2 rRNA genes (both only partly in view) are annotated in these 2500 nt (G+C 50.2%); both read left to right on the top strand.

Annotated elements, in window-relative coordinates:
- Nucleotides 1–249 (top strand): 16S ribosomal RNA (locus ACA058_RS24540) (it extends 1288 nt beyond the left edge of the window).
- Between the two features lie 329 nt (nucleotides 250–578).
- A 23S ribosomal RNA gene (locus tag ACA058_RS24535) occupies nucleotides 579–2500 on the top strand; it runs 970 nt beyond the window's last position.
- Together the 16S and 23S rRNA genes form the textbook arrangement of a ribosomal RNA operon.

Genomic DNA, 2500 nt, shown 5'->3' with positions numbered 1-2500 from the left:
ATCGTAGTCCGGATCGCAGTCTGCAACTCGACTGCGTGAAGTCGGAATCGCTAGTAATCGCGAATCAGAATGTCGCGGTGAATACGTTCCCGGGCCTTGTACACACCGCCCGTCACACCATGGGAGTGGGTTGCACCAGAAGTAGCTAGTCTAACCTTCGGGAGGACGGTTACCACGGTGTGATTCATGACTGGGGTGAAGTCGTAACAAGGTAGCCGTAGGGGAACCTGCGGCTGGATCACCTCCTTAATCGATGACTCAGCTGCTCCATGAGCTCCCACACGAATTGCTTGATTCATTGAAGAAGACGAAAAGGTCGTTTCCACTTATGGAAATGACTGTTTTGTTCTAAAGCTTAGAAATGAGCATTCCATCGGTTCGATGGTGAATGTTGATTTCTAGTCTTTGACTAGTTCGTTCTTTAAAAATTTGGGTATGTGATAGAAAGATAGACTGAACGTTACTTTCACTGGTAACGGATCAGGCTAAGGTAAAATTTGTGAGTTGCTCTTAGGAGCTCAATCGAATTTTCGGCGAATGTCGTCTTCATAGTATAACCAGATTGCTTGGGGTTATATGGTCAAGTGAAGAAGCGCATACGGTGGATGCCTTGGCAGTCAGAGGCGATGAAAGACGTGGTAGCCTGCGAAAAGCTTCGGGGAGTCGGCAAACAGACTTTGATCCGGAGATGTCTGAATGGGGGAACCCAGCCATCATAAGATGGTTATCTTGTACTGAATACATAGGTGCAAGAGGCGAACCAGGGGAACTGAAACATCTAAGTACCCTGAGGAAAAGAAATCAACCGAGATTCCCTTAGTAGTGGCGAGCGAACGGGGACTAGCCCTTAAGTGGCTTTGAGATTAGCGGAACGCTCTGGAAAGTGCGGCCATAGTGGGTGATAGCCCTGTACGTGAAAATCTCTTGGTCATGAAATCGAGTAGGACGGAGCACGAGAAACTTTGTCTGAATATGGGGGGACCATCCTCCAAGGCTAAATACTACTGACTGACCGATAGTGAACTAGTACCGTGAGGGAAAGGCGAAAAGAACCCCGGAGAGGGGAGTGAAATAGATCCTGAAACCGTATGCGTACAAGCAGTGGGAGCCCACTTTGTTGGGTGACTGCGTACCTTTTGTATAATGGGTCAGCGACTTATTTTCAGTGGCGAGCTTAACCGAATAGGGGAGGCGTAGCGAAAGCGAGTCTTAATAGGGCGTCTAGTCGCTGGGAATAGACCCGAAACCGGGCGATCTATCCATGGGCAGGTTGAAGGTTGGGTAACACTAACTGGAGGACCGAACCGACTACCGTTGAAAAGTTAGCGGATGACCTGTGGATCGGAGTGAAAGGCTAATCAAGCTCGGAGATAGCTGGTTCTCCTCGAAAGCTATTTAGGTAGCGCCTCATGTATCACTGTAGGGGGTAGAGCACTGTTTCGGCTAGGGGGTCATCCCGACTTACCAAACCGATGCAAACTCCGAATACCTACAAGTGCCGAGCATGGGAGACACACGGCGGGTGCTAACGTCCGTCGTGAAAAGGGAAACAACCCAGACCGTCAGCTAAGGTCCCAAAGTTATGGTTAAGTGGGAAACGATGTGGGAAGGCTTAGACAGCTAGGAGGTTGGCTTAGAAGCAGCCACCCTTTAAAGAAAGCGTAATAGCTCACTAGTCGAGTCGGCCTGCGCGGAAGATGTAACGGGGCTCAAACCATACACCGAAGCTACGGGTATCACTTAGGTGATGCGGTAGAGGAGCGTTCTGTAAGCCTGTGAAGGTGAGTTGAGAAGCTTGCTGGAGGTATCAGAAGTGCGAATGCTGACATGAGTAACGACAATGGGTGTGAAAAACACCCACGCCGAAAGACCAAGGTTTCCTGCGCAACGTTAATCGACGCAGGGTTAGTCGGTCCCTAAGGCGAGGCTGAAAAGCGTAGTCGATGGAAAACAGGTTAATATTCCTGTACTTCTGGTTATTGCGATGGAGGGACGGAGAAGGCTAGGCCAGCTTGGCGTTGGTTGTCCAAGTTTAAGGTGGTAGGCTGAGATCTTAGGTAAATCCGGGATCTTAAGGCCGAGAGCTGATGACGAGTGTTCCTTTGGAACACGAAGTGGTTGATGCCATGCTTCCAAGAAAAGCTTCTAAGCTTCAGGTAACCAGGAACCGTACCCCAAACCGACACAGGTGGTTGGGTAGAGAATACCAAGGCGCTTGAGAGAACTCGGGTGAAGGAACTAGGCAAAATGGCACCGTAACTTCGGGAGAAGGTGCGCCGGTGAGGGTGAAGCATTTACTGCGTAAGCCCACGCCGGTCGAAGATACCAGGCCGCTGCGACTGTTTATTAAAAACACAGCACTCTGCAAACACGAAAGTGGACGTATAGGGTGTGACGCCTGCCCGGTGCCGGAAGGTTAATTGATGGGGTTAGCTAACGCGAAGCTCTTGATCGAAGCCCCGGTAAACGGCGGCCGTAACTATAACGGTCCTAAGGTAGC

Source organism: Pseudomonas sp. LBUM1649 (assembly GCF_059716155.1).
Note: the sequence above shows the minus strand (reverse complement) of the source record. Positions and strands in the feature narration are given on the sequence as shown.